The following is a 25772-nucleotide window of genomic DNA, read 5'->3' as shown; positions in this document are numbered from 1 at the left end:
CAGTGTTTATTGAATAAATTGCTTTAGCCATGAAGTGATAAAAAAGTAAACGCATAGCATGAGGGAAGAAAAGGGGATAGGAAATGGATATACTATATAGTATTATGCTAATCATTGTTGGCATTATCCTGGCAGTTCGATTTATTAAGGAAAGCAAAATTTTCATTTTACCGGGCATATATTTTGTCTTTGTGGGTATTTGGAGAATTGTGAACAGCCAGATGGAAGCAGATTTGTTTGCTGGAATACACAAAACAGTTTTCAATGTGGTCAGTATTTTAATGCTGCTCATTATGTTTGCCTTTTTTATGCGTCGTTATTGGGCTGAAAGTCATGCAAAGAAAGAAAATCCAGATCAGGATATAAAAGTAATAGACGAGGGTCCATCCGATAATGAACAAGACCACAATGAGGAAGCATAATGGAAGGTTTTTTGACCATATTTTCTAAAGTAGTATCCATGTTAGTTATGATTGCCGTTGGTTATGCTGTGAGCAAAAAAGGGAGTTTAACGGGAATTGGTGCAGCAGAAATCACAGACTTCCTTTTAAAAATAGTAACACCTTGCTTAATTGTTGCAGCTTTTGCTGATTCTAAGGGAAGTATTACACCACAGGAAATGATTGTTTCGACTTTGATTATGCTGGCTTCTATGGCAGTTTCTATGGTGGTCAGTCGCTTGAGTTTTCGAAAGAAACCGGATGGGCGAAAAGAGGTTCTACAGTTTTCTGTGATGTTCAGCAATGTTGGTTTTATGGGAATTCCTCTTGTACAAGGTATTGTGGGTGGCAAAGGTGTTGTCTATGCTTCTTTTGGCATTGTAATTTTCAACATTATTAGCTGGACATATGGATATCGCTTGATGAACAGCGCAGCAAAAATCAATTTGCGCACCATATTGTTGAATCCCGGAGTAATTGGATTGGTACTAGGATTGCCCGTTTACTTCTTGAATTTCAATATGCCCGAATTTATTATGGAACCAGTTGATTTTTTTGCGGCCCTCAATACCCCCTTAGCCATGTTGATTATTGGTACTTATATTGCGAAAGTTGACCTTAAATCTGTGGCCACTGACATTAGCATTTATCAAATGTCAATTCTTCGTTTATTGGTGGCACCGGGTATTTTGTTTGCCATATTATTACTGCTGCCGCTCCAACCAGATATGTTTATCAGCAGTATGATTCAAGCAGCCACACCAACAGCGGCATCTGTTGTCTTGTTTTCAGTGCAATTTGGAAAAGATTCGGAGCTTGCTTCAAAATGTGTGGCAGTGACGACGGTCTTATCTTTAATTACATTGCCCATTTGGACAATGCTTGCACAAATTGTAACTAGTTAAGGTAAGAGGTTAATGGCTGAATCAGGGCGGTACTTTCAAAAAATTAGCCCTAAATAATCAGATTTAAAATGTAGTAAAGGTTTCTTTAGCGGCATGAATAGGCATGAAAATAAAAGGAGATAAGAATGTTAATTGCACCCTCTATTTTAGCGGCAGATTTTTCTGCTTTGGGAGAAGAAATTAAGAAAACAAAAGGAGCTGACTTGCTCCATATCGATATTATGGATGGCTGTTTTGTGCCTAATATCAGTATTGGCCCGGATGTTGTGGCAGCCCTTCGCGACAAAACAGATCTAATTTTTGATGTACACCTAATGATTATCAAGCCACTTCGCTATATTGAAAAATTTGTCAAAGCAGGAGCAGATCAAATCACGTTTCACGTTGAATGTGAAGATGATACAAATGCGGTAATCGACGAAATTCATCGTTTTGGCATAAAAGCAGGTCTTGCGATTAAACCCTCCACTCCGGTTTCTGTACTTGCACCTTTTGCAGAAAAATTGCATACTGTAATAGTAATGTCAGTAGAGCCGGGTTTCGGCGGTCAATCGCTTATTCCCGAAACGCTGACCAAAATCAAGGAGATTAAACAGCAGTTCCCGCATATACTGGTAGAGGTAGACGGAGGTGTCAATCGTGACACCATAAAGCTCTGCCATGAAAGTGGGGCAGATATTCTCATTTCAGGCACAGGTGTTTTTCGTGCAGAAGACCCGCAAAAAGAAATCGAGTTTCTGCGTTCAGGAAAATAAAGGTTTAGCAAGCAGACTTTGTGACAGAAGGTCTGCCAAAATAAATTAATAGAAAAGCAGAACTTGAAAAGAGAAACTGAAAAAGAGGGATGAAATCAGGTAAAGGCTGGTCAAAGCTTGGGAATATCAATAATCGGCAGCAAAGCTAAGACAATCAAATAAAACTGAAAAAGAGGTGCTGCCTTTGAGACTTAAGACCCCCTCGCAGCCCCTTGTTTTTTGTTTTTCGGGAGTATCACCACTATGCGGTGCAGTCGAGAAACTTTATGATATATATCCAGATGCACGTGCTTCTCTCTGTTTGCACAAAACTTGTTATTATGTAGCGGTTTTTTGCCGCCTTTCTATGCGAGGCAAGGTACGCGGCACTTTAAGCGAATATGGCAAGTTTATTGGTCCAAGCGGCGTTCTTTATTCTTTCTGTGAGGAACATGGCACCTTTATTACGCATGATGCTGTCACCGAATTAGGTGCGGCATTTCGCAAAGACTGAACCGTCGGCTCTCCTCAAACAATTAACTGTTCCCGCTGGAGCTTCTGCTCCGGCGGTGCTGTTTTTTTAGGTAAATTTACTCTGTGACAGCAGAAGATTGCGTTCTGAATTTCTTGGGAGAAACAGAAAAATTCTGTTTAAACAAATGATAAAAATGGCTTAAGTTATTGAAACCGCAGTGTTCGGCAATATCAATAATTTCCATATGCGTGTAAGAAAGTAGATAGAGGGAATACCCCAAACGCTGCTTGTTGATAAATTGGTTAGGAGTGCTGTGATAATACTTTTTAAATTCACGGCAAAGATGCTCAGGTGAACAATGAGATAGCGATAACATACGCTGAAAACCCAAGCGTGCATTTTCGATTTTCTGCATTTTTAAAACTACACTGGATAGCCACGGTGGGGCAGCAATTTCTTCTCGGTGAGAATAGAAGAAATAGCGGCAAAACAAAGAAGACAAAAAACTTTTGATGTGGCAGCGTGTGAATTCGGGATCTTCTTCTTTATTCATTTTAGTTAAGGCTTGAATTTCATCATAAAGTTTCTGTGTTTCTTCAGGAGAAAGTAAGACAGACGGTGGCAAAGTAGTGTTTAGCAGTGGCAAAAAGGGTTTGTCTGGCAAAAAAAGGTCGGTTATTTTTTTCATCATGTGCAAGCTAAATGCGAAATTGACAAAAATGAAATCAAAGCTTTTATAAAAATCATAGCAGTGGGCGTCTTCGGGTCGAATAAAAACGAGACTACCGCCTTCTAAATTTTGTACAGTGTCGTTGGCAAGATGCAGCGCTTTGCCGTCTAATACCAAAAAAAATTCAAAATATTCGTGGGTATGCAAAGGGGCGGTTTGACTAACACCACTCTGGATACTAACGTCAATTTCTGTGCCTTTTTCGTTATCATGGAAAGGATATTTGATGACTTTCATAGGAATCTCCTTGGAATTGATAATATCAATATACTACAAGAATAGGTTAATATGCAACAAGAAAATAATAAAGACAGGAGATATAATATAGATAAATGAATGGGGTGTGTGGGTAGTCATCTTTTGGGAGAGACTTGTGCACCTTGACTTCATTCTCGGAGAAGAGCCAATATAGAAGCAACAAGTGCTTTTGGGGAGATTAAATTGGCGGAAAATTCTTCACCTGTCTGCTTTTTTGTAGAAAACACAGAAATAGACTGTGCCTGCAAATATTTTGCAAAAGTAGTTTTTACGAGAGTTGAAAATTAAACTTGTGAGATACCATACAATCCAATCAGCAGGATTAGATTGGTGCTTGAGGACTTGTTAGTTTTTATTTTTTAAATGAAGAAAATAAAAACAATTTGAAAAGTGTACTGTGAAAAGAAGCAGAGGATACCAATCAAAGAAGTCAAAACAGCACAAAAGTTATCTTTTGTAAAATGAAAAGCAAATTTCCTGTGAAATCAGGATGACACGAAGAAAAGAAATAGAGGCGCATGAACAAAATCTTATGCGGCTCTATTTCTTTTTATCTGTCAATAGAATGGCGTGAGAATGCGAATACCAAGAGGGAATTTTTATAAAGCTGAAATTGAATCGAACAAAAATAAAATATCACTAGTATTGTTCCTGCGCTATGGCAAGGAGTGATACTAGTGATATTTTTATAAGTTGCAGAAGCAAGTAGGTTTCTTAGCCAAGAGCAACATCCAAAATCATCATGACAAGAAAACCAAACATGACACTGAGTGTTCCGGGATGAGAATGTTCACCCAAATGCGCTTCGGGAATCAACTCTTCTACAACAACAAACATCATGGCACCTGCCGCAAAGGAGAGAAGCCAGGGCATAAGTGGCTGAATATTTCCGGCAACAAGCACGACCAGAACACCAAAAACTAATTCAACTAAGCCGGATAAAGAGCCATAAACAAACGCTTTGAAAGAAGAAAAGCCCTCTTTTCTAAGCGGCAATGAAATAGCGGCACCTTCAGGAAAATTTTGAATGCCCATGCCGATTGCCAAAGCAATGGCAGCAGACATAGCGGTTGGATTGCCGCCGTGCTGAGCAGCCAAGGCAAAAGAAAGACCAACGGCCATTCCCTCGGGAATATTGTGCAGTGTGACGGCCAGAATCAAAAGCGTCGAGCGTTTCCAAGACGAGCTTAAGCCCTCGGGCTGTTTGGAGTCAAGGTGTAAGTGGGGCAAAAGAGCATCCATCAACATCAAAAAGGCGACGCCAAGCACAAATCCGCCTGCTGCCGGAATCCAACCGGGTGTTCCTTGCGTTTCAGCTTCTTCAATTGCTGGCATAAGTAGGCTCCAAATAGAAGCGGCAATCATAACGCCTGCGGCAAAGCCCAAAAAGATACGCTGAACGTTGGCGTGAATAGATTTTCGAAAAAAGAAGACCATGGCAGAACCAAAAGCAGTCATCAAAAAGGTAAAACCTGTGCCCGCTGCTGCCCATAGAATTGGTGGCATAATTATTTCCTCCTAGAATAAATTGGTCAAAATCCCCTAAACATACAAAAAAGGACGTATTTCTACTACGTGACAATCTTACTTTGTTTTTGGTTGGCTGTCAAGATAAGCAGGGATATTTTGATGACCAATAAAGAAGCAGAAAATAGACATACCATAAGTTTTTTAAGTTACTGACTAGGGGATACCAAATTAGACTAGAAAAACAAAAAACCTTAAGATGTTTTTGTGTTTATGGTTGATTTCACTGTCAATATACAGTATGCTCTATATCAGGTAAAGCATCAAAAATGAGCGTGCTTTAAAGTGCCTCGAAGCCCAAAGTAGAGTTTAAGTTAAGAAAAGGCAGGGATGGAGAAATGGAAAGAATCAATTTAGCAGGACAGTGGGATTTTCTATTAGATTCTGAGAAAGTTGGTATAGACAAAGCTTACTATCAAAAAGAACTGGCAGACAAAATTATTTTGCCGGCAACGGTTTCCAGTGCGCAAAAAGGGACACCGAATGAAGATAAGAACATAGGGCATTTAACAGACCCTTATTTTTTTGAGGGATATACTTGGTATGCTAAACAGATTGATTTTGAAGAAGTAGAGGATAAAGAATATTTTCTCCATCTGGAGAGAACCAGAATTTCTCATGTATGGGTGGATAACCGATATGTTGGCAGCTGCGGTAGTCTTTGTACTTCTCACGAATATGCTCTAACACCTTACCTCACAGAAAAACAACATAGAATTACAATCATGGTAGATAATACATCGTATTTAGTGAAGGGTGGTCATATGACTTCACCCGACACACAGACAAATTGGAACGGCATTACGGGCGCCGTCTATGTTGAGGTTAGAGAGAAAAGACATTTAACAGATATAAAGATTGTATCATCGTGGAAAGATAAAAAAATTACGGCACGAGTGATTTTTACAGGGCCTGGCAAAAAAATACTAACAGCTTATTTGAAAGACGAAGAAAAGCAATTTTCGGCACAAACATACGAATTGTTTGCTGGTGAAAATATTTTGACCTATGATTTAGAAGATACCATAATAGGTTGGAGTGAGCATACCCCCAAGCTCTATAACTTAGTGTTGGCTTTTTCTGAGACAGACCAATACTCTTTTACCATAGGAATCCGTGATTTCAAAGCAACACAAAAATATTTTGAAATTAATGGACAGAGAACTTTTTTGCGCGGCAAGCATGATGGGTTGATTTTTCCTTTGACAGGGTATGCCCCCACCGATTTAGAGAGCTGGCTGAAAGTGATGGGTACGGCAAAAGAATATGGCATTAACCATTATCGCTTTCATACATGTTGCCCACCTGAAGCTGCTTTTTGCGCTGCGGATCAATTGGGTATTTACATGGAACCAGAGTTGCCTTTTTGGGGGACCATCACCGAAGAGGGAGATGAAAATCACGATGCCGCTGCGCAAGAGTATCTTATTGAAGAAGGCTATCGTATCATGGACGAGTTTGGGAATCATCCCTCTTTTGTCATGATGTCTTTGGGCAACGAGCTTTGGGGCAGTCGAGAAAGACTAAATCAAATTTTAGGCGAATATAAAGCCTATGATGATAGACATCTCTATACACAAGGCTCCAATAATTTTCAATTTGTGCCTTGTCTGCTTGAAAACGAAGATTTTTTCTGCGGTGTGAGGTTGTCAAAAGATAGATTGTTCAGAGGCTCGTATGCCATGTGCGATGCACCTCAAGGGCATATTCAAACAGACAGACCCAATTCAACGCACTGTTATGACGAAATGATTCGCCCGAATCAGGTATCAGAAAATTCTGGCAATGCAGGTGAAATTACTATTCAATATGGAACAGGCACTAAAACAGTACAAGCGGATGCCGCTGAAGAATTTATTCCGAATGCGCCCGTGGTTTCGCATGAAATAGGTCAGTTCGCCATGTATCCTGACTTCTCAGAAATCAAAGATTATACGGGTGTGCTAAAGGCTAGAAATTTTGAAGTATTTCGGGAGCGTTTGGAAAAAACCGGTATGCTCGATATGGCAGAAATCTTTTTTAAAGCATCGGGAAAATTGGCTATAGACTGTTATAAAGCGGAATTGGAAACAGCGCTGCGCAGCAATGAATTAGCGGGATTTCAGATTCTTGATTTGCAGGATTTTAGTGGCCAAGGTACAGCACTGATCGGTGTGTTAAATGCTCTTATGGAGAGCAAAGGGATAGTTGAGCCAAGAGAATGGCGTGAGTTTTGTGCAGATGTTGTATTATCCGCAGAATTCTCAAAGTTTGTATATCAATCAGGAGAGACAGTTTTGATAGGATGTAAACTGGCTAACTTTTCTGCGCAAACAATAAAAAATCCGAGTGTAAAAATTGTTGTTTTCAGCGGAGAAAAAGAAATTTTAACAGCAAGAACAACAACTGCTGGAGAATATACAAACGAAGTGTGTGCGCTGGACAATATTCAAATACAGTTGCCAGAAGTAGAAAACCCCACCAAGTTGCATATCAAAGTGGAAATAGAAGGCACGGCGGTGACCAACCAATATGACCTATGGGTTTATCCTCATTTGTCAGAGCGCAAAAGTCAAGAAGTCATCGTCACAACAGATTTATGTGAGGCAATTCAGCAGCTTTCTCAGGGCGAAAAAGTCTTGTTCTATCCGACCACACTAGATGAAAAGAATTCTATTGAGGGAACCTATTGCACTGATTTTTGGTGTTATCCAATGTTCCGTTCTATCTCAGAGAGCATGAATAAACCTATTCCTGTTGGCACACTGGGTCTTGTCATTGAGAATCATCACCCTGCGTTCTCCTCTTTTCCAACAGAATTTTATACCACTCCTCAGTGGTATGATGTAGTTTCTCATTCTCGTGCTCTGGTGCTTGATAGCACCGATATTCGTCCACTGGTTTGGTCAGTAGATAACTTTGAGAGAAATCATAAGCTGGGTAATTTGTGGGAAGCGAACGTAGGCAAAGGGAAGTTGTTTGTTTGCACAGCCAATTTATCAAATCTAAAAGAGAGTGCTCCGGCGCAATGGCTCGAAAAAAGTATCATAGATTATATGAATACAAATGGATTTGAGCCTACTCAAAGTATAAATGCGCAAATGCTGAAAGATATTTTTAATTGATAGCCGAAAACTGCAAAAAATAAGAAAAGCCGAAACACTTATCTGTAGTGTTTCGGCTTTTTATATGGCAAAAAGTTATAAAGTTGTCGCCAAAAATTGTTTACAGGATATAGGGCTTTAAAAAGGAAACAGCAGTAGCAATGTCCTTTTCAGGGTCAGCACCAACCTCGCGCTCGATAGTGAGATACCCTTTATACCCAATATCATTTAGAGCTTTGCAGTAATTTTTAAAATCGACATCACCTTGGCCAAGTGGAAGTTCAATAAAATTGTCAGAAGCAAGCATATCATCTTCTTCCAGTCCATAAACAATTTCAGGGCTAACATCTCTTAGCTTGCGACCGTCTTTGGCATGGGTGTGCACAATGTAGTCTTTCAGTGTATAAACAGCGGCAACAGGGTCGTCGCCTGTGACCATAACAAAATTAGCCGGATCAAGGTTGACAGAAACACCAGTAGAATGTAACTCATCCAAAAAGTTCTTAAGTGTTTCGGCAGTTTCTGGACCCGTTTCGATAGCAAAGTGAGAAGAAATGCTGTCGGCATATTCGGCTAACTGTCCGCAGGCATCTAGCATAATGCCATAGCGAGGGTGATTTTTATCAGTTGGCACAACACCGATGTGAGTGGTGACAATGTCAGTTTCTAATTCTTTGGCAAGATCAAGAATACGTTTGGATTTTTCAATTAAAGAAGGGTTCAAAGCAGGGTCACCAAACCCTTTGCCTAAATCGCCGCAAAGGGCTGAAAAAATCATACCTTTGTCTTTAACAGCAGCAAGAATTTCTTTTCTTTTGGCAGAGGTTAGCTCCTCAGGGGAAAAATCGCCATAAGTAGCTCTGGTTTGAATACCAGAAGCGCCCAGCTTATAGGATTTGTCTAAAGCGGTAAAGAAGTCAGTGTTAAAAGAATCGGTAATAATACCAATTTTAAAAGGGTACATAGAATGCTCCTTTCTTAGTTAAGTGCGATTTCTTTTTGTTGTTCGGATGAATCGTAGATTGCCTGCATCATTTCTGCTGTGATAACAACAGTATCAATATGTGAAGGCAATTTTTCGCCGGTCTGAATGCAGCGGATAAAAGAGTTAATTTCGTTTTGGAACATATCGGTCATGTTGAAATCGGGTGTATAAGAAACCAACGAACCTTCTTCAGTGGTATAAACAGTGAACTGCTTGCCATATTGCAGACGAATGCCGGCTTTATCGCCCATAAAATCAATAAATTGCTCTTCTTCGCCGATATTCTGTGCCCAAGCACCGTTTACAGTAATAACAGGGCCGGAGGTACGAATCATAGCGGTGACAGAATCGTCAACATCATACGTTCCGCTGTAATCGGGTGGACCTGCCCACATGTTTTTATAAGTATAACCTTCCATGGCTTTGCCTAGTTTAGAGAAAGCCTGGCCTGTAACAGTTTTCACAACAGGATCACCGCAGCAATACATGACGATGTCTAAGTAATGAACACCCCAGTCAATTAGAGCGCCGCCGCCGGCAATTGCTTTTGTCGTAAAAGCTCCGCCTAGACCGGGGATGGAACGATGAGCGCGGAAACTGGCATAAACCTGATAGATTTCGCCAAGCTTGCCGCTATCAATATAATCTTTAATTTTATTGACGCTGTCATTAAATCGGTTTACGACGCCAATGTTAAGTACTTTTCCGCTTTCGTGTTGTGCTTTTTGCATTTCGAGAGCTTCGGCAAAAGTGCGGGCAGCTGGTTTTTCGCAAAGTACATTTTTGCCAGCTTTTAAAGCATCAATAGCAATAGTAGCATGCATGTTGTTAGGTGTGCAGACCGAAACAGCTTCAATTTCGGGGTCGTTCAGCACTTCGTGGTAATCTGTGACGGCCGTACCGCAGCCGTATTTTTCCACGGCAGCTTTGGCTCTTTCAGGTAAAATATCACAGAAATATTTGATTTCGGCTTCGGTATTGTTCATGTAAGATGGAATGTGGGCAGCGTTGGCAATGGTGCCGCAGCCAATTACAGCAACTTTCATAATAAACTCCTCCAAAATTTCATTTAAATTTGGTTTTTATCAAAACAGAAGACTTTGTTTAAGATTTCAAACAAAGACTTTCTGTCTATGATGATTATATCATTGCTTTTTGTTCTTTCAATAGTAATCTATAAAATTACTACTTTAAAAATTCATAATCCATACAATAATTTTAACTTTTGTAGCTATTTATCTTGGGCATTGGTACCTGAAAAAGTTTAAGTTTCATTTTTGCTGTGTTTTCGGTATTCAGAAGGTGTCATATTAAAATGTTTCTTAAAGAGAGAATAAAAATAATTGGTGTTGAGAATACCCACACTTTCGCTAATAGAAACAATAGACTGTTTCGTGCTCTTTAGGAGTTCGGCGGCTTTGGTGATGCGAATAAGAGAAAGATAATCGGTAAAAGAATAAGAAGTGGCGGCGGAAAAGATTTTGCCTAGGTAAGCAGGAGAGAGGTTCACGATGCCGGAAAGCATTTTTAAAGACAAATCAGGGTTAGCATAGTTGTTTTGCACATATTGCTTTACTTTTTCGGCTGCTAACAGATTACTGTTTTGTTTGTTGTAATTGAGCTGTGTCATAAGAACAGTCAAAAAGTTTAGGCAGGAGTTTCTAATTTGCTTTACATTGTGTTTGTTGTCCAGTGATTCCAGCAGTTCCATCATGTCTCGAAAGCTTTCATCATCTTTGCCAAACAGAAAAGAAAAATTGTCTAGAATGGACATCATAATATGTTTGAAATAACTGCGAGCTGTTTTAAAGCTAATATTTTCCATTTTAGCAATGGCAACATCAAATTCTTTTTCACACGATGACAGGTCATGAGAACGCACATACTCAGCGAATTTGAGGTCAAGGCGATTATAATAGTGATCGGCACTCATGCTGTCATTTTTTTCTACCGAGAAAAAGACTTGCCCTTGACGGTCAATGGTGCGAGCATTCATGGCGATTTGAGTCTGTTCATAAATCATGTTGATATTTTGCCAAGAGTCAGCCAAGCTGCCAATACAGACAGACGTATCCATTTCAAATTCTTTTTTCATGACTTGAGGAATCATTTTAAGATCTTCAGCCAATTCAAGAGGAACCAAATTTTCTGGCAAATAAAGCAATGAAACAAACAAGTTTTCTCTTAGACGTAAAAATTCAGAACGACAATATTTGTCGGTTAATTCTTTTGTGACGTTTTCAAGAGCATAATGAAAAATAAAGAGGTTGGCGTCAGACGGGTGATTGTTTTGTGCTGTGGTAGGAAGACACTCTATCATTAGCATACCATAATAAGGGGAGGATAGGTCAATTTGCAAACGCTCGTAGGCAGAAAAAGATTCTTTGACATGGTGGATCTCACCGTGCAAAAGCTTGAGAAGATACAAATTTTTAGACTGTGTATAAGAAGAAATCAATCCTTGTTCTAATTTGTCTGCTTTTTGATACATATCTAAAAAGGCTTCACTCAGTAAATCGATTTCATTGCCGGTACGCTCATTGCTGTCTGTGTTGACATAGTTAACATATAATTGGCGGATTGGTGCGTAAAGCGTAAGACTGGCACGGCGAGAGAGCACATAGCCCATACCTAGTGTAACCAGAAATAAAGTAAATGTCAGCAGGCCAATCCAAAATAAGGGCGAGAGAAAAGAGAGATAGGGAATAATATTGACAACGACCCAGTCTGCTTTTTCAGCACGGGCGTAGGTAACGAAGTTATAAGACCCTGAAGCGTTAGAATAACTGAAAGAACCGGATGAGGTAGAACGTGAATACATATCAGCTGTGTCAAAATCTAATGCACCCGTAGAGGAGGAAAAGTTAAACTCACCTTTTTGGGCTTCTTTTTTGGTGATTAGCGTGTTATCCGCATCTAAAAAAGCAATTTGTTGGTAGACGTCTTCTAGTGAAATATTAGAGAGAACTTCATTAAAGAAAGAAGCGTTGACGTCCAGAATAATCAAATCAGGAGGATTGTTGGAGGGAGAAAGGCTGATAGGAAAAACAAAAGTATAGACAGGAGTAGTATTGGTGAAAGCGGTTGGATAAGAGCTGCCAACTGTGCGTGTTAAACAAACGGATTTCTTTCCTTGTGATTTTTGATAGAGCTCGTTTACATTAATATCTTTCCCGATTCCTACATATGCGTTAGAGAGATAGCGGTCAGTTGCCGAATTATAAAAGCCGGCGTAGCGTATGTAGGGATTAGCAGATTTCAAGTATTTTAAACGCTGGCCGCTTTTGTGTTCTTGTAAGCGGTCTATTTTTTCGGCAGCAAGGCTTGCGTAGGTGTCTGCATCGGCCAATATTTGGTTGGCACAGGCTTCTAAAGAGCTATATAAAATGTCAATAGAGGTGCAGACCTGTTCAATTTGCATGACAGACTGCTCTTTTGAATAAGGTAGCTGTCTGCCGCTAAATAACCCTCCGAGCAAAACAGAGAGTACAATATCAACAATGATAACGACGGCAAAAATGGTCTTAAAGAAAGTGAAATCAAGCCCCTTACCCAAAGATTGTGTATTTTTCTTCATGAGAACCTCTTTCTGACTTTTGTTAAAAAATTAATTAACGTTTAATGAAATTACCAATTAAAATAAGAAATAGAATAGATTAATATACATTTTATAGTAATGGATAAATAAGAAGTTGTCAAAAGCAAATATATAAAAATCTGTCGATTTTTTATATATTTTTGCATTGTACAAAATATAGAGCTAATTCTTATAGTAATCCCTAATATTCATAGGCGTGAAAAAATCTAAATAATCAGGCTAATTCGAGATTTTTAGAGAAGTAAAAATATTAGAAGTTTACAGGACGTACAGAAAAAGTATATTATGAGATAGACACAAAACAATTGGACTAAGATTATAAAATCTATTAATTTTCATACAATTAATAAGTCTTATCCATTAAAAATTTGCTTCTGAGGAGTGTGGGCAATGAACCGAAGTGAAGCGGTGAAAACAAAACAAAATTTGCCGAAGAAAGATTTACCAAAGAAAAAGACAAATGTATTTCAAGAATTGTGGCGGAACAAATTTCTTTATATTCTGGCTGTTCCTGCAATGGTATATGTCTTTGTCTATAGTTACGCATCACTGCCATATGTCGCCATTGCATTTGAAAAATTCAACTATAAGACAGGCATTTTAAGTCCATTTGTAGGGTTTGACAATTTCAAATACTTTTTTCAATCCAGTTGGGCGTGGTTGGTCACAAGAAATACCTTGGTCATCAATGTTGTGTTTTTAATATTTGGTACCATCTTTGCAGTTTTGCTGGCCATTATCTTGAATGAAATCAAAAAGAAGAAATTTTTAAAAATTACACAATCTACAATGCTTTTTCCTTATTTTATCTCTTGGGTCATCGTCAGCTATATGCTACAGGGACTTTTAGGAACAGAAAATGGATTGATTAATAATCTCATTGCTAATTTTGGCGGAGATAAAACGAATTTCTATTCTACACCGAGTTATTGGTATCCTATCTTACTTATCTTACATATATGGAAGAACACGGGATATACCGCTATTATTTATTTGGCAGCAATTACAGGAATTGACGAAGGACTCTACGAGGCCGCTTATATAGATGGTGCAACTCGTATGAAGAGAATTCGCTATATCACCCTGCCGCTTCTTATGCCGACCATCTGTATTATGACTCTGATGAGTATCGGAAAGATTTTCTACGGAGATTTTGGTATGTTTTACGCGATTATTCGTGATAACAGCTCACTGATGCCAATTGCAGAAGTCATTGATACGTATGTGTATAGAACCTTCAAAAACACCGGTGACCCTGGGCTTTCTATGGCGATTGGTCTTTATCAATCGGTGGTTGGATTTATTCTAGTTTTCACTTCAAACCGAGTAGTGAAAAAATTCTTCCCTGAAGGTGCTCTATTTTAAAAAGATAAGTTTTGTTACAGAAAGGAGAATGATTTATGACGGGCGAAAATGCACAAAAATCTCTTGCCATTAAAAATGATAAAAATAATAAGATTAAAAGTGGCACGGCTGACACGGTTCAACAGATTATCATTTATACTATTGTTGTTCTATTTTCTCTCATGTGTCTGCTTCCATTTGTTTTGGTTATTATCGTTTCATTGACAGAAGAAAAATCCATCACGATGAATGGCTATTCATTTCTTCCGACACATTGGTCGACCTCGGCGTATAAAATGCTTTTCTCACCGAATTCTTCAGTGCCAAGAGCGTACTATGTGACCGGTGTTGCCACTATTATCGGCACTTTGATTGCAGCACTCATTACGTTTGGCGCAGGATACACGTTAGCCAACAAGCAATGTAAATACAGAAACGCATTGTCCTTATATTTTTACATTCCTATGGTTTTTTCAGCAGGGCTGGTTCCTTGGTACATGATTTCAAAATCAATAGGGGCCTATGATAATTTAGCGGCGCTTATTGTACCTTCACTGCTTTTTTCCCCTTTTAATATGTTCTTGGTGCGCAATTTTGTGCGGGGAATTCCTAATGAATTGAACGAAAGCGCCAGAATAGATGGTGCCGGAGAAGTAAAGATTGCTTTCTCCATCTATCTGCCTCTTTGTCTGCCTGTTATTGCTACCGTAGCACTGTTTTACGCTATTGGTTATTGGAACAATTACTTCAATGCGGTTATGCTGATTAATGACAAAGAATACTATTCACTTCAAATGCTCTTATTCAAAATCCAATCTGAACTGACAGCCATGCAGCATTTGGCGGTTGGCACCAGCAATAGTATAAGTCCACCCAGAGAGAGTTTTAAAATGGCGACATCAGTTGTTACGATGGGACCCATTATCCTGCTCTATCCGTTCCTGCAAAAATATTTTGTAAAAGGAATGGTAGTAGGAGCCGTTAAGGGATAAGGCGACGACCCTTATAGAATTCAAGATTTTATAAGCTTATCGTAGTTATCTTTATTTTTGAGCAAATCCTAGCAAATTCACGATGGTTATTACAGGAATAATCCTGATAACAATTATAACAAGGAGGCGTAAAGTATGAAAAACATGAAAAGATTTTCAGCGATTTTAATGTCTTTGGTCATGATGACGTCGGTGCTAGCAGGCTGCGGCAATAGCACAGAGAAAAAAGAATCATCTGGTGCAGAGTCAACCAGTACCGATTCTTCTAAAGTCAGCGAAGCAGAGTCAAAAGAGACCGATAGCGGTGAAGTCAAAAAGCTGAGAATTGTTCAACCAGGCAACTTACCAGCAGACTATGAGACAGGTATTGCAAAAATCAACGAAAAATTGAAGGCAGATGTTTCTCTTGAAGCTGAAGTCATTCGAATTCCGTGGGATGCCTATGCCGAAAGATTGAATCTTATGTTGACAACAGGCGAGCCTTTTGAGCTGCTGCATGTCATGCAGGATGTAAAAAATCTTTCTGCTATTGCGGGCATGGATGCCATTATTTCTCTAGAAGATTTACTACCCAAATATCCTGATTTAGTCGGTAGATTTACTGATTTGGAGTGGGCCGGTACACTTTATAAAGGTGAGAGATATGCTGTTCCAGCTTCTTGGCGTTCTTTTGACAATACAATGTCTTATATTGAGGCAAGAACAGACGTCATGAAAGCAGTGGGATACGAAGAGTTCCCAGATGACAGCGTAGAAAACTTCATCGACCTTTCTAAAAAAATGCAATCTTACATTTTAGAAGAAACTGAAATGAAGGGCTACAACTGGATGCACCAAAATCAAGATACAGCACACTGGCTGCACAGAACATATGATAGCTATCCTTTCTATGTAGAAAACAGCTTGGGTATTGTTCTCTCTCGCCAAGATGGCACAATTGATTCTTTCTATGAATCAGATGAGTTCAAAAACGATGCCAATACTTATTATGAAATGTATCAGGCAGGTTTAATTAACCCAGATGTCTTGAACCTTGACAGCCAAGTGAAATATGATCAAGCTAAATTGGGCGCATTTTTGCCATCACAGACATTTGACCCGAACTATACAGTAACCATCAAAACCGAAGCAGGCATTGACACAGAAGTTAACACATACAAAATGGCAGCTGACAAACCAGAAATGGTTTATACCTTTGTACAGAATCTAAATGCCATTTCTTCAACAGCTGAAGATCCTGAATCAGGTCTGAAGTTCCTTAACTGGCTATATGACAGCAAAGAAAATCATGACTTGTTCCACTATGGCATTGAAGGCGTTCACTACAACGCAGTTGCAGATGACAGACTAGAAAGAACAGACGACATGAAAGCAGATGACGGCAATCCAAAATTCCAGTTGGATACATGGATGACAGGATATATGCCTTACATCCGTTATGATGCTAAGTCACCTGATGCTCATATTGACTTCATGACTTATAAAGCTGACAATTATGTCGTATCACCAATTGCAGGATTCATTTTTGATTCTTCTCCTGTAAGCTCTGAACTAACCAACCTGCAGACAGAAATCATTGCTTCTATCTATCCGATTAAATTTGGTATGGTAAGCTATGAAGAAAACATTGGCACTGCCATTGAAAAACTAAAAGCAGCTGGTCTAGATCGCTATCTAGAAGAATACAGAAACCAATTTAATGCTTATCTGGAAGCCAATCCACAAGTAATGGAAATGGCACCGGGTTCAAGCGCAAAATAATAAGTAGCTTTTAGGAATCTGCAAAAGGCAGAGGGAGTTGTGAGGCAAATCAGAGAGCGCTGGATTTATTTTCCGGCGCTCTTGTTCATCATCAAAATATTTAGGAAACAACATAAAATTAAAAGAATAGAGAGGAACAATCGTTATGTTAAAATTAGGCTTTATTGATTACTATTTAGACGAATTTCACGCCAACAATTATCCGGAATGGATTAAAAGTATCTCCAGCGGAGAAATAGAAGTGAAATATGCTTATGCTAAAATTGATTCACCCAAAGGAGGATTAACCACAGATCAGTGGTGTGAGAAATATGGGATTGAACGTGTGTATTCCATTGAAGAGTTGGTGGAAAAAAGCGATATTTTGAATGTGCTTTCACCGGATAATCCCGAAATGCATGAAGAGCTATGCGAAATTCCATTGAAAAGCGGAAAACGAACCTATATTGACAAAACTTTTGCCGACACAAAAGAAATTGCAGAGAGAATCTTTGCGGTAGCAGAGAAATATAATACACCCTGTTTTTCTAGCTCAGCACTCCGCTTTGCAGAAGAATATCAAAGCATAGACAAAGCAACATTGATGAATGTCACCAGCATAGGGCCTGGCCCGCTTGATGTCTATTCCATTCATCAAATTGAACCGTTAATTGCTCTGATGGGGGCAAATGTAAAAAGATTGCAGTATATCGGCACAGAAAAATGGCCGGCTGTGGTGATTGAATGGGAAGATGGACGTCGTGCAACCTTTTCACATCATGGATGGGAATGCCCATTTACGATGGTAACGGATGATGAATCTGGAAAAACCAATGTGGTTGAGATTAAATCTGAGTATTTTGTCAGCTTTATTCATGAAATGGTTGATTTTTTCCTAACAGGAAGAAGTAAGGTGCCACATCAAGATACAATTGCCGTTATGGCAGTTCGTGAAGCAGCCATAAAGGCTTCGTTAAAACCCGGAGAATGGTTTGATATCTAAATAAAATATAAAGTAAGCGGTTCTTGTAAAAGCGATAACGTCAAATTTATTTTATTGTTGGATGGCCTAGGAGAATACTGCAAAAGTTATAAAGGTTTTGTAGTTTTGGAGGGATATTGTTATGAAAACAAAAAAAGAAGAACTTGACTATGTGCTTGCTTTCACAGAAATATATCAATCAGAATCGGATATCTATCTGCGTGAAGCAAAATGTCTGCAATGGCAGACACCACAGATTCTAGTGCCGCTGGAAAAAGATGATTTGGTGGCTGGCAGAATGCAGCATCGGTTTGTCGGGTTCAGTCCGCAGTATGGTGGACTTTACACCTATTTCTTTCATGAAGATAAAGTAGAAGAAGCGCTATCTGGTTTAAAAGGGGAGCTTTCTGAAGAATATGTCACCAAAATGAAAGAAATAACTGCTTTTTGGGAAGAAGAAAAAACTTTGAACCGATTAAATAAGCGGTTTCACGAAATGGGATATTCTATTGGTGCAGGATACCATGAGCCAGGTATTTCTAATTCAGAGGGAAGACTTGCCGGAACAACGGTAGATCTTGACAAGCTGATTACGTTAGGGCTTGACGGATTAAAAGCTGAAATTTGCGCTAAGGCAAAAGAGAATCAACAAGCCAAGAATTTTTATCAAGCCTTGCTAATGACGGTGGATACCATTGCAGACGCTTGTAACTATTATGAAAAACAGGCACAAACGCTCTATGCGCTGACTAAAAAAGAAAGTTTGTTTAAAATGGCAGAAGCTTTGCACAGCATTCAAACAAGAGCACCTCAAAGCTTTTTAGAGGGAATTCAATTGCTTTGGGTCTATGCGATGATTTCTGATTTAATGAATTATGGCAGGATGGATGTTGCCTTGGGTGATCTCTATGTCAAGGATATTGATGTGAAAGGCATAGATGAGGAGAGTGTCATTGCCATACTTGAATCGGTATATCGTCATATGCTGCGCGTACACAAGATTCATGATAGCCGTGTCATTATTGGTGGAAAAGGCAGACGCAATGAGCAAAATGCAGACCGCTTTGCCATGACAATCATGGAAACTTCACGTCGAGTAAAAGAAGTAGTACCACAGCTAACATTGCGATATTATACTGGCATGGATGAGGCGGTGTTTGACAAGGCTTTGGCAGTTAATGCCGAGGGTTGCACCTACCCAATTATTTACAGCGATGATACCAATATTCCCGCCGTCATGCAGGTGTATGGTGTATCCGAAAAGGAAGCAGAGCGTTATCTGCCCTTTGGCTGCGGTGAATATGTGCTGGAAGGTGCCAGCGTAGGAACACCCAATAATGGCGTTAACCTTTTAAAAGCACTTGAAATCACGCTGCACAATGGCTATGACCCTTACTGGAAAAAACAACTGGGGCTTAAAACAGGAGAACCGGATAGCTTTAAGGATTTTGAAGACTTGTGGAAAGCCTATCAAAGACAGCTTAGACCTAGTGTGGAAAAACCTGCTATCCATAAGCGATTGAATTATGATGTAGCCGCGGAGCAGGCAGGATATTTGCAGATTAGTCTTTTAATGGATGATTGTATCAGCAGAGGAAAAGGAATTCTAAACGGTGGCGTACGATATGAAAACGCATCTTCTGAAGTATTTGGTATGATTAGTGCGGCGGATAGTCTGACGGCCATTAAAAAACTAGTGTTTGATGAAAAAAGATACACACTAAAAGAACTGGTTGAAGTCCTAGATTCTAATTTTGAAGGCAGAGAAGATGTACGGCAAGAACTGTTGGTGGCACCTAAATATGGAAATGATGATGATTATGCAGACGAAATAGCATGCCGGGTGTTTAAGAATATAGCAGACCTCACTATCGAAGCCGGAAAAATGGTAGGCCTAAACCATTATAATATGGTCAGCGTGAACAATTCGATGAGTGCCGAATGGGGTGACATCTGCATGGCGTCTGCTTGTGGAAGAAAAGCCGGTGCACCGATGGCCAATGCCAACAGTGCTTCTATTGGCGCAGATAAAAACGGAATTACAGCGCTATTAAACTCTATGAGCAAATTCGATAACAATGTGCATGTAGGAGTTATCAATAACGTACGGTTCACAAAGGAATTGTTTGCCTCTAGTTATGAAAAAGTAAAGGCTGTTCTGCGTACGTTTTATGAAAACGGCGGAGTACAGACCAATATAGGGGTAGTGGGCAGAGATGATTTAGAGAATGCTATGAAAACGCCCGAAAAATATCAGAATCTTCTGGTTCGCATTGGCGGATTTAGTGCAAGGTTTGTAGAACTTTCTCCTATCATCCAAAACGAAATCCTTTTGAGGACGACTTATGGCAGCTGAGGGAATTGTCTTTGACATTCAGAAATTCTGTGTGCACGACGGCCCCGGTATCCGTACGGCGGTATTCCTAAAAGGTTGCATGATGAACTGCATTTGGTGTCATAATCCTGAATCCATTAGGAGAAACCCCGAATTAGCTTTTGAAAGTCAGAAATGTATTTCTTGTCAAGCTTGTGCAGCTGCATGCAAGCAGGGGGTCCATCATTTCGATGCAGCAGGCAATCATGAAGTGAATTTTGAGAAATGCGCAGCCTGCCAAGCCTGTATTCATGTTTGTCCCACACGCTGTCTGAAAATATTCGGTGAGAAAATGAATGCTCATGCTGTCATCAAAGAGGTATTAAAAGACCAAAAATATTTCAAAAGTTCAGGCGGAGGTGTGACTTTTACGGGAGGAGAACCGACGGTTCAGTATGATTTTTTGTTAGAGATGATGAAGGTAGCTAAAGAAAATAACCTTCATGTCTGTCTAGAAACAAACGGAATTATTTTTTCGGAGAAGTTATCTCATCTTATGTCATATACAGATTTATTTTTGATTGACTACAAGGCGACAGGAGAGATTCACAAAATCTTGACAGGAGTGGAAGAATCTTTCGTACGACAGACAATAGATAGCATACACAAAGCGGGAGGAAAAATGATTCTGCGCTGCCCAATAGTAGAGGGGCTGAATGACTCAGAAGAGCATTTTGCTCAAATACGAAAGTTCAAGAGCCAATATTCGTCTATTCTCAACGTTGAAATTATGGCCTATCATGCTTCAGGACTGCATAAGTGGGAAAGCCTGGGCATAGATTACTCCCTAAAAAAGATGGCAAGTGCAACCCCTGAAATGAAAAAATACTGGGAAGCAAAGATTGCTGAATGAAATGAAAGAGCAGAAACCAAGTTGTTTTCCATGGTTTCTGCTCTTTCTATATAATATAGATAATATAGGGCAAAGTTTAGAGAATAAAATCCATCTCTAAAAAGCGGGATACTTCAGTGTTCCAACGCTCGGATACAAAACCTTGATGGGTGGGGTGCTCATTATAGGTCTGGTAGTCTTCATCGCAATCAAAAGTCATCGAAAAACCAAAGTCATAATCGTTCTTAGGGCTAACTTGCTGTAAAACTTCAAAATTTCGCACGACAGGGATAGAACTTAACAGATTTTCACCCTCTTTTAAAAAAATTTCAGCGTCAGGTGAGTCTTTTCCGCATACTAGGTTAAAAATCACCATATGTCTAATGGGTCGCTTCATAGGTTTAATTCCTTTCGTAAAAAATAAAATAAAACAATTAGAATTTGAGTGTTTATAGTGGTTCTATAGGGAAAAAGCGGTCTATTTTCTTTTCATTATAATAGTTACTCATAGAGTTTGCAATGAAAATAGGAAAGGTATAAAATAAAAATTAAAAATTGTAATTAATTTTTGTTGGAACACGCAAGTATACACAAATAAAAATTATTCTAGAAATGGGAAAAAGCAGAAATATTTTTAATAATATTTAGGTGTTTTGACGAAAATAATTGTGCAAAACATTGATATAAAAGTAGAAATATAGGATATTTACAAAAATCATATGTGCTATTGACAACTTGATATCAATTATAGTATAATTTTATTCACATCAGAGCAATGGCGCTCTTTTCATGTTCTCATGGAAAGAGCGCCATTGCTCTAAAACAGTAAGAGTGCCTTGAAATTTGGCGCTTGATGAGAGGGGTAAAAAATATGAAATTAGCAAAACGCCTGATGGCGGTGCTGCTTTCTGGTGTCATGACTGTAAGCTTGGCAGCTTGCGGCGGCAACAGTGCACCAACATCATCCGATGCGTCTGCATCTAAATCTGACAGCAGTACAGCTGCATCAGAAGCTACACCCACTGAAACAACAAGTGGTGACAACGTTTTGAACGTTATGGTTGAAATTGAGGTTGCCAGTTTGGATCCTCAGATTGCTACCGATGGAACAAGCTTTGAAGTTATCGCAGGATATACTGATGGCTTGATGCAAATGGATGAACACGGCAAAGCAGTAGCTGCTATTGCAGAGTCTTATGATCTCAGTGAAGATGGTCTTACTTATACTTTCCACCTTCGTGACGATGCAAAGTGGAGCAATGGCGAACCTGTTACAGCAGCTGACTTTGTATATGGCTGGCATCGTGCAGTCAACCCAGAAACAGCTTCTGAGTACAACTACCTATATAGCGAAATTGGTCAAATTAAAAATGCCGCAGAAATCATTGCCGGTGAAAAAGAAGTCAGCGAGCTTGGCATTACTGCAGTGGATGAAAAAACACTGAAAGTTGAGCTAAATGTTCCTGTTTCTTATTTCTTAAGCCTCATGTATTTCCCGACATTCTATCCGATTAACCAAGCTTTCTTTGAAGGACTTGAGAGCGGTACTTTCGGCACAAGCCCAAGTACAGTGCTCAGCAATGGTGCTTTTATTCTTGACACCTATGAGCCGGCAGCTTTGTCTTTCAGCCTTGTAAAGAACCCTGACTACTATGATGCTGAAGATGTTAAACTCGATGGCTTGAGCTATCAGGTTGTAAAAGACAGTCAGCAAGCATTTATGAACTATCAGAACGGTATGCTTGATATCGTGAAATTGAGCGGCGATCAGGTTGACCAGGTTTCTGGTGACCCTGAGCTAAACGTTGTTGGTGCTGGTTATATGTGGTATCTCACCATGAATGGCAACGATGTTCCTGCTCTTGCTAATGCTAACCTACGTCTTGCTATTACAAATGCAATTAACCGTGAATCAATCGTCAATGACGTTGTGAAAGATGGTTCAGTTGCTACCTATACAGCTGTTCCTCCTCAGTTTGCAACAGGTCCTGATGGTTCTGACTTCAGTGCTGATCAGAAAATGTTTGCTGATGTCTGTGCAGACGATGTAGCAAAAGCTGCTGAATACTTTGAAAAAGCAAAAGCAGAACTTGGCCAAGACACCTTCACTTTTGAATTGCTTTTAGAAGACCAAACTGAAACACAGAATGTAGCTGCTGTATTAAAAGATCAAATCGAGACAGCACTTCCTGGTGTTACTTTAAACCTAAAAGTTGAGCCTAAGAAACAGCGTGTAGAAGATATTCAAAACGGAAACTACGAAGTTTGCTTAACTCGTTGGGGACCGGACTATGCTGATCCGATGACCTATTTGGGCATGTGGACAACAGGCAACAACAATAACTATGGCTTGTGGAGCAGTGCAGAATATGATGCTATCATTGCTGATTGCACAACAGGCGCTTACATTACAGATGCTGAAGCTCGTTGGAACGCTATGTATGAAGCAGAAAAAATTGTTATGAATGAAGCGGTTATCGCTCCTATCTATACAAAAGCGGATGCTAACATGATCAAAACCGGCGTATCCGGTATTGAATTCCATCCTGTGGCACTCAACCGTGTGTATAAACATGCAGTAAAAGGTTAAGTTTAAAAACTTTTTACTTACGGTAAAAATTGCACAGCGGCTTTGATATTCTCAAGGCCGCTGCAATTTTTCATATTACCGGTAAATTACAACAGAGGAGTAAAGAATGTGAAACGATATGTTCTGAAAAGGCTTGCTATTTCAGTATTCACCCTTTTGGTGATTACCTTGATCCTTTTTCTGCTACTTCAGATGATGCCGGGTTCTCCTTTTAATGATGAGAAACTGTCTGCTGATCAACGTGTGGCACTGAACGCAAAATATGGATTGGATCAACCGATTTATGTACAGTATGGCCGTTACGTTATGAATTTAGTTCGTGGTGATTTGGGTGTAAGCTATAACATCAGCAAAAATACACCAATTAGCCAGTTGGTAGAAATGCGATTGCCAATCAGCCTTCAAATTGGCGGCATTGCAGTTGCTTTTGGTGCTATCATAGGACTCATCCTGGGTATTGTAGCATCTCTTAATCGAAATACTATATTAGATACAATTTGCACGTTTATCTCCGTTTTAGGTGTTTCTGTGCCAAGCTATGTGTTTGCACTGGGGTTAAGTTATTCATTAGGATTTAAGCTTTCGTGGCTGCCCATGCTATATAACACAAAACTGCCGTTTGAATCTAGTGTGATGCCCAGTATTGCATTGAGCATGTTTACGATGGCTTCCATAGCGAGGTTTACACGAAACGAAATGGCAGAGGTAATGGGCAGTGATTATATGCTTTTGGCAGAAAGCAAGGGAATTAGCGGTGCACCCCTCATTATGCGCCATGCGCTTCGTAATGCGCTTATCCCAATTATCACCGTTTTGGCACCTTTGGTTGTTGACCTGATGACAGGAAGCTTGGTTATTGAGAAAATATTCTCTATTCCGGGTGTTGGTAGCCTTTTGGTTACAGCGATTCAGTCAAATGACTACAATGTTGTTATTGCGCTAAGCTTTATTTATAGTGCCATGTATATTGTCATTATGTTGGTGGTGGATATACTTTATGGTGTTATTGATCCTCGTATCCGTCTCTCCGGTGATGATTCAGGCCGCCCTGGATTCTTTGAAAGATGGTCGCGTGTGCTTGGTATTAAAAAGAGAAAAGAGGTGAAAACACATGCCTAATGAAGTTGCATTTGATGCTTCTGTTTTAGAAAGAGAATTCTTAGCAGATGATTTTGAATTAATTAATTCTGACCCAAATGCGAAGACCGATTCTGGTTTTTCCAGTGATAGTTATTGGAAAGATGTTAGACGTCGCTTTTTTGCGAATAAAGGTGCCGTTGTATCGCTTGTGTTTATCACAGTGATCGTTTTTCTTGCTCTTATCGGGCCACACATGAATGAATACACCTATTCCAGTCAATCCTTGACAGAAAAGAACTTTGGCCCTAGAATCCCTGTACTCGAGAACTTGGGTATTTTCAATGGTGATGAAGTTTTGAAGACTACCACCGGTGAAAAGATTGTAAACGGCTATAAAGATAAAAATCTTACCGATGTCTATTATTGGTTTGGCAGTGACACATTGGGAAGAGATATTTGGACTCGTGTGTGGGAAGGTACTCGTATTTCGCTTGGTATTGCGGTAGTCAGTGCCATTATTAACATGACAATTGGTATGTCTTTTGGACTAATCAGTGGTTATTTTGGCGGTTTGACTGACAGCATTATGCAGCGTTTTACTGAAATTAACAATGGTATTCCTAGACTGGTTATTGTCACACTCTTGATGTTGATTTTAAAACCTGGATTTGCCACAATTGTGCTAGCACTGGTCATAACGGAATGGATTAGTATGAGCCGTATTTCCCGTGCCGAAATGCTGAAGCTAAAAGAGCAGGAATTTGTTTTAGCGAGTCGGACTTTGGGCGCCGGACATGCGACTCTGATTTTCAGAGAAGTTTTGCCGAATATTATCGGCCAAATTATTACCCAGCTGATGTTCAGTATCCCTACTGCTATTTTCACAGAAGCCTTTTTGAGCTTTGTAGGTATGGGTATTCCTGTGCCACAGTGCAGCTTGGGCTCTTTGATTAGTGATGCTTTTAATAGCTTTACAACACATCCTTATCAAATTGTACCTCCTATCATCGTCTTAGCATTGCTAATGTTAAGCTTTAATATGCTAGCAGACGGTTTGCGAGAAGCGTTTGATCCTAAACTGAAGGAAGCGTGAGGTGAAAGAT

Annotated in this window: 20 protein-coding genes; 14 read left to right on the top strand and 6 right to left on the bottom strand. The window is 39.5% G+C overall.

The features are described 5' to 3' along the window. The first annotated feature begins 83 nt into the window (after positions 1–83). The 4 genes from CS931_RS09755 to CS931_RS09740 all read left to right on the top strand — a co-directional run bounded on the left by CS931_RS09755 (position 84) and on the right by CS931_RS09740 (position 2593). The gene (locus CS931_RS09755) at positions 84–422 is read left to right on the top strand and encodes a hypothetical protein (RefSeq protein ID WP_099205595.1); all 339 of its coding nucleotides are present in this window, start codon (positions 84–86) and stop codon (positions 420–422) included. Then, positions 422–1345 (top strand): AEC family transporter, encoded by a 924-nt coding sequence (locus tag CS931_RS09750; protein ID WP_099205594.1) that lies wholly within the window; start codon positions 422–424, stop codon positions 1343–1345. The genes CS931_RS09755 and CS931_RS09750 overlap by 1 nt, the downstream gene beginning before the upstream one ends. Positions 1346–1470: 125 nt before the next feature. After that, positions 1471–2100, top strand: coding sequence for a ribulose-phosphate 3-epimerase (gene rpe, locus CS931_RS09745; RefSeq protein ID WP_099205593.1), 630 nt, complete (start codon positions 1471–1473; stop codon positions 2098–2100). A 184-nt stretch (positions 2101–2284) separates the two neighbouring features. After that, positions 2285–2593 (top strand): hypothetical protein, encoded by a 309-nt coding sequence (locus CS931_RS09740; protein ID WP_099205592.1) that lies wholly within the window; start codon positions 2285–2287, stop codon positions 2591–2593. 76 nt (positions 2594–2669) lie between these two features. On the opposite strand, the gene CS931_RS09735 is transcribed toward CS931_RS09740, so the two are convergent. Beyond that, on the bottom strand, positions 2670–3521 hold the full coding sequence (locus CS931_RS09735; protein ID WP_099205591.1) for a helix-turn-helix transcriptional regulator: 852 nt from the start codon (positions 3519–3521) through the stop codon (positions 2670–2672). A 735-nt stretch (positions 3522–4256) separates the two neighbouring features. Beyond that, the gene (locus CS931_RS09730; RefSeq protein WP_099205590.1) at positions 4257–5048 is read right to left on the bottom strand and encodes a ZIP family metal transporter; all 792 of its coding nucleotides are present in this window, start codon (positions 5046–5048) and stop codon (positions 4257–4259) included. 359 nt (positions 5049–5407) lie between these two features. Here CS931_RS09730 and CS931_RS09725 point away from each other — a divergent pair, with 359 nt between their 5' ends. Beyond that, entirely contained in the window at positions 5408–8173 is a 2766-nt protein-coding gene (locus tag CS931_RS09725; protein ID WP_099205589.1) for a DUF8487 domain-containing protein, read from the top strand. Between the two features lie 100 nt (positions 8174–8273). Here the strand turns inward: CS931_RS09725 and CS931_RS09720 are convergent, their stop codons facing one another. The 3 genes from CS931_RS09720 to CS931_RS09710 form a co-directional block, all read right to left on the bottom strand. Next, positions 8274–9116, bottom strand: coding sequence for a sugar phosphate isomerase/epimerase family protein (locus CS931_RS09720; RefSeq protein ID WP_099205588.1), 843 nt, complete (start codon positions 9114–9116; stop codon positions 8274–8276). 14 nt (positions 9117–9130) lie between these two features. Beyond that, positions 9131–10183: a Gfo/Idh/MocA family protein gene (locus tag CS931_RS09715; protein ID WP_099205587.1), complete on the bottom strand. Its 1053-nt coding sequence runs from the start codon at positions 10181–10183 to the stop codon at positions 9131–9133. A 218-nt stretch (positions 10184–10401) separates the two neighbouring features. Then, positions 10402–12714: a helix-turn-helix domain-containing protein gene (locus CS931_RS09710; RefSeq protein WP_099205586.1), complete on the bottom strand. Its 2313-nt coding sequence runs from the start codon at positions 12712–12714 to the stop codon at positions 10402–10404. Between the two features lie 411 nt (positions 12715–13125). On the opposite strand from CS931_RS09710, the gene CS931_RS09705 reads away from it, so the two are divergent. The 6 genes from CS931_RS09705 to CS931_RS09680 all read left to right on the top strand — a co-directional run bounded on the left by CS931_RS09705 (position 13126) and on the right by CS931_RS09680 (position 21020). Then, positions 13126–14100, top strand: coding sequence for an ABC transporter permease (locus CS931_RS09705; protein WP_099205585.1), 975 nt, complete (start codon positions 13126–13128; stop codon positions 14098–14100). Between the two features lie 35 nt (positions 14101–14135). Next, on the top strand, positions 14136–15071 hold the full coding sequence (locus CS931_RS09700) for a carbohydrate ABC transporter permease (RefSeq protein ID WP_099205584.1): 936 nt from the start codon (positions 14136–14138) through the stop codon (positions 15069–15071). Between the two features lie 135 nt (positions 15072–15206). Further along, the gene (locus CS931_RS09695) at positions 15207–16832 is read left to right on the top strand and encodes an ABC transporter substrate-binding protein (protein WP_099205583.1); all 1626 of its coding nucleotides are present in this window, start codon (positions 15207–15209) and stop codon (positions 16830–16832) included. Between the two features lie 145 nt (positions 16833–16977). Next, a complete protein-coding gene (locus CS931_RS09690; RefSeq protein ID WP_099205582.1) occupies positions 16978–17814 on the top strand; it encodes a Gfo/Idh/MocA family oxidoreductase in 837 nt (278 codons plus the stop codon). A 121-nt stretch (positions 17815–17935) separates the two neighbouring features. Further along, positions 17936–20149 carry a pyruvate formate lyase family protein gene (locus tag CS931_RS09685; RefSeq protein WP_099205581.1) on the top strand — a complete coding sequence of 738 codons (2214 nt, stop codon included), beginning with the start codon at positions 17936–17938 and terminating at the stop codon, positions 20147–20149. Continuing rightward, entirely contained in the window at positions 20139–21020 is an 882-nt protein-coding gene (locus tag CS931_RS09680; protein ID WP_099205580.1) for a glycyl-radical enzyme activating protein, read from the top strand. The genes CS931_RS09685 and CS931_RS09680 overlap by 11 nt, the downstream gene beginning before the upstream one ends. A gap of 76 nt (positions 21021–21096) precedes the next feature. On the opposite strand, the gene CS931_RS09675 is transcribed toward CS931_RS09680, so the two are convergent. Then, positions 21097–21396, bottom strand: coding sequence for a Dabb family protein (locus tag CS931_RS09675; RefSeq protein ID WP_200814975.1), 300 nt, complete (start codon positions 21394–21396; stop codon positions 21097–21099). 474 nt (positions 21397–21870) lie between these two features. On the opposite strand from CS931_RS09675, the gene CS931_RS09670 reads away from it, so the two are divergent. The 3 genes from CS931_RS09670 to CS931_RS09660 all read left to right on the top strand — a co-directional run bounded on the left by CS931_RS09670 (position 21871) and on the right by CS931_RS09660 (position 25762). After that, on the top strand, positions 21871–23589 hold the full coding sequence (locus CS931_RS09670) for a peptide ABC transporter substrate-binding protein (protein ID WP_099205579.1): 1719 nt from the start codon (positions 21871–21873) through the stop codon (positions 23587–23589). A gap of 108 nt (positions 23590–23697) precedes the next feature. After that, positions 23698–24708: an ABC transporter permease gene (locus tag CS931_RS09665; protein WP_099205578.1), complete on the top strand. Its 1011-nt coding sequence runs from the start codon at positions 23698–23700 to the stop codon at positions 24706–24708. Then, positions 24701–25762 (top strand): ABC transporter permease, encoded by a 1062-nt coding sequence (locus CS931_RS09660; RefSeq protein ID WP_099205577.1) that lies wholly within the window; start codon positions 24701–24703, stop codon positions 25760–25762. Before CS931_RS09665 ends, CS931_RS09660 begins: the two co-directional genes overlap by 8 nt. Positions 25763–25772: the final 10 nt, after the last annotated feature.

Source organism: Scatolibacter rhodanostii (assembly GCF_900197595.1).
In the GTDB taxonomy this organism is placed as follows: domain Bacteria; phylum Bacillota; class Clostridia; order Oscillospirales; family Acutalibacteraceae; genus Scatolibacter; species Scatolibacter rhodanostii.
This window is presented reverse-complemented; position numbering and strand designations above follow the sequence as displayed.

Excerpts from the sequence above, each read along its gene's own strand:
- CS931_RS09755 (WP_099205595.1), top strand. The coding sequence starts at position 84 with ATGGATATACTATATAGTATTATGCTAATCATTGTTGGCATTATCCTG.
- CS931_RS09750 (WP_099205594.1), top strand. The coding sequence starts at position 422 with ATGGAAGGTTTTTTGACCATATTTTCTAAAGTAGTATCCATGTTAGTT.
- rpe (WP_099205593.1), top strand. The coding sequence starts at position 1,471 with ATGTTAATTGCACCCTCTATTTTAGCGGCAGATTTTTCTGCTTTGGGA.
- CS931_RS09735 (WP_099205591.1), bottom strand. The coding sequence starts at position 3,521 with ATGAAAGTCATCAAATATCCTTTCCATGATAACGAAAAAGGCACAGAA.
- CS931_RS09730 (WP_099205590.1), bottom strand. The coding sequence starts at position 5,048 with ATGCCACCAATTCTATGGGCAGCAGCGGGCACAGGTTTTACCTTTTTG.
- CS931_RS09725 (WP_099205589.1), top strand. The coding sequence starts at position 5,408 with ATGGAAAGAATCAATTTAGCAGGACAGTGGGATTTTCTATTAGATTCT.
- CS931_RS09720 (WP_099205588.1), bottom strand. The coding sequence starts at position 9,116 with ATGTACCCTTTTAAAATTGGTATTATTACCGATTCTTTTAACACTGAC.
- CS931_RS09715 (WP_099205587.1), bottom strand. The coding sequence starts at position 10,183 with ATGAAAGTTGCTGTAATTGGCTGCGGCACCATTGCCAACGCTGCCCAC.
- CS931_RS09710 (WP_099205586.1), bottom strand. The coding sequence starts at position 12,714 with ATGAAGAAAAATACACAATCTTTGGGTAAGGGGCTTGATTTCACTTTC.
- CS931_RS09705 (WP_099205585.1), top strand. The coding sequence starts at position 13,126 with ATGAACCGAAGTGAAGCGGTGAAAACAAAACAAAATTTGCCGAAGAAA.
- CS931_RS09700 (WP_099205584.1), top strand. The coding sequence starts at position 14,136 with ATGACGGGCGAAAATGCACAAAAATCTCTTGCCATTAAAAATGATAAA.
- CS931_RS09695 (WP_099205583.1), top strand. The coding sequence starts at position 15,207 with ATGAAAAACATGAAAAGATTTTCAGCGATTTTAATGTCTTTGGTCATG.
- CS931_RS09690 (WP_099205582.1), top strand. The coding sequence starts at position 16,978 with ATGTTAAAATTAGGCTTTATTGATTACTATTTAGACGAATTTCACGCC.
- CS931_RS09685 (WP_099205581.1), top strand. The coding sequence starts at position 17,936 with ATGAAAACAAAAAAAGAAGAACTTGACTATGTGCTTGCTTTCACAGAA.
- CS931_RS09680 (WP_099205580.1), top strand. The coding sequence starts at position 20,139 with ATGGCAGCTGAGGGAATTGTCTTTGACATTCAGAAATTCTGTGTGCAC.
- CS931_RS09675 (WP_200814975.1), bottom strand. The coding sequence starts at position 21,396 with ATGAAGCGACCCATTAGACATATGGTGATTTTTAACCTAGTATGCGGA.
- CS931_RS09670 (WP_099205579.1), top strand. The coding sequence starts at position 21,871 with ATGAAATTAGCAAAACGCCTGATGGCGGTGCTGCTTTCTGGTGTCATG.
- CS931_RS09660 (WP_099205577.1), top strand. The coding sequence starts at position 24,701 with ATGCCTAATGAAGTTGCATTTGATGCTTCTGTTTTAGAAAGAGAATTC.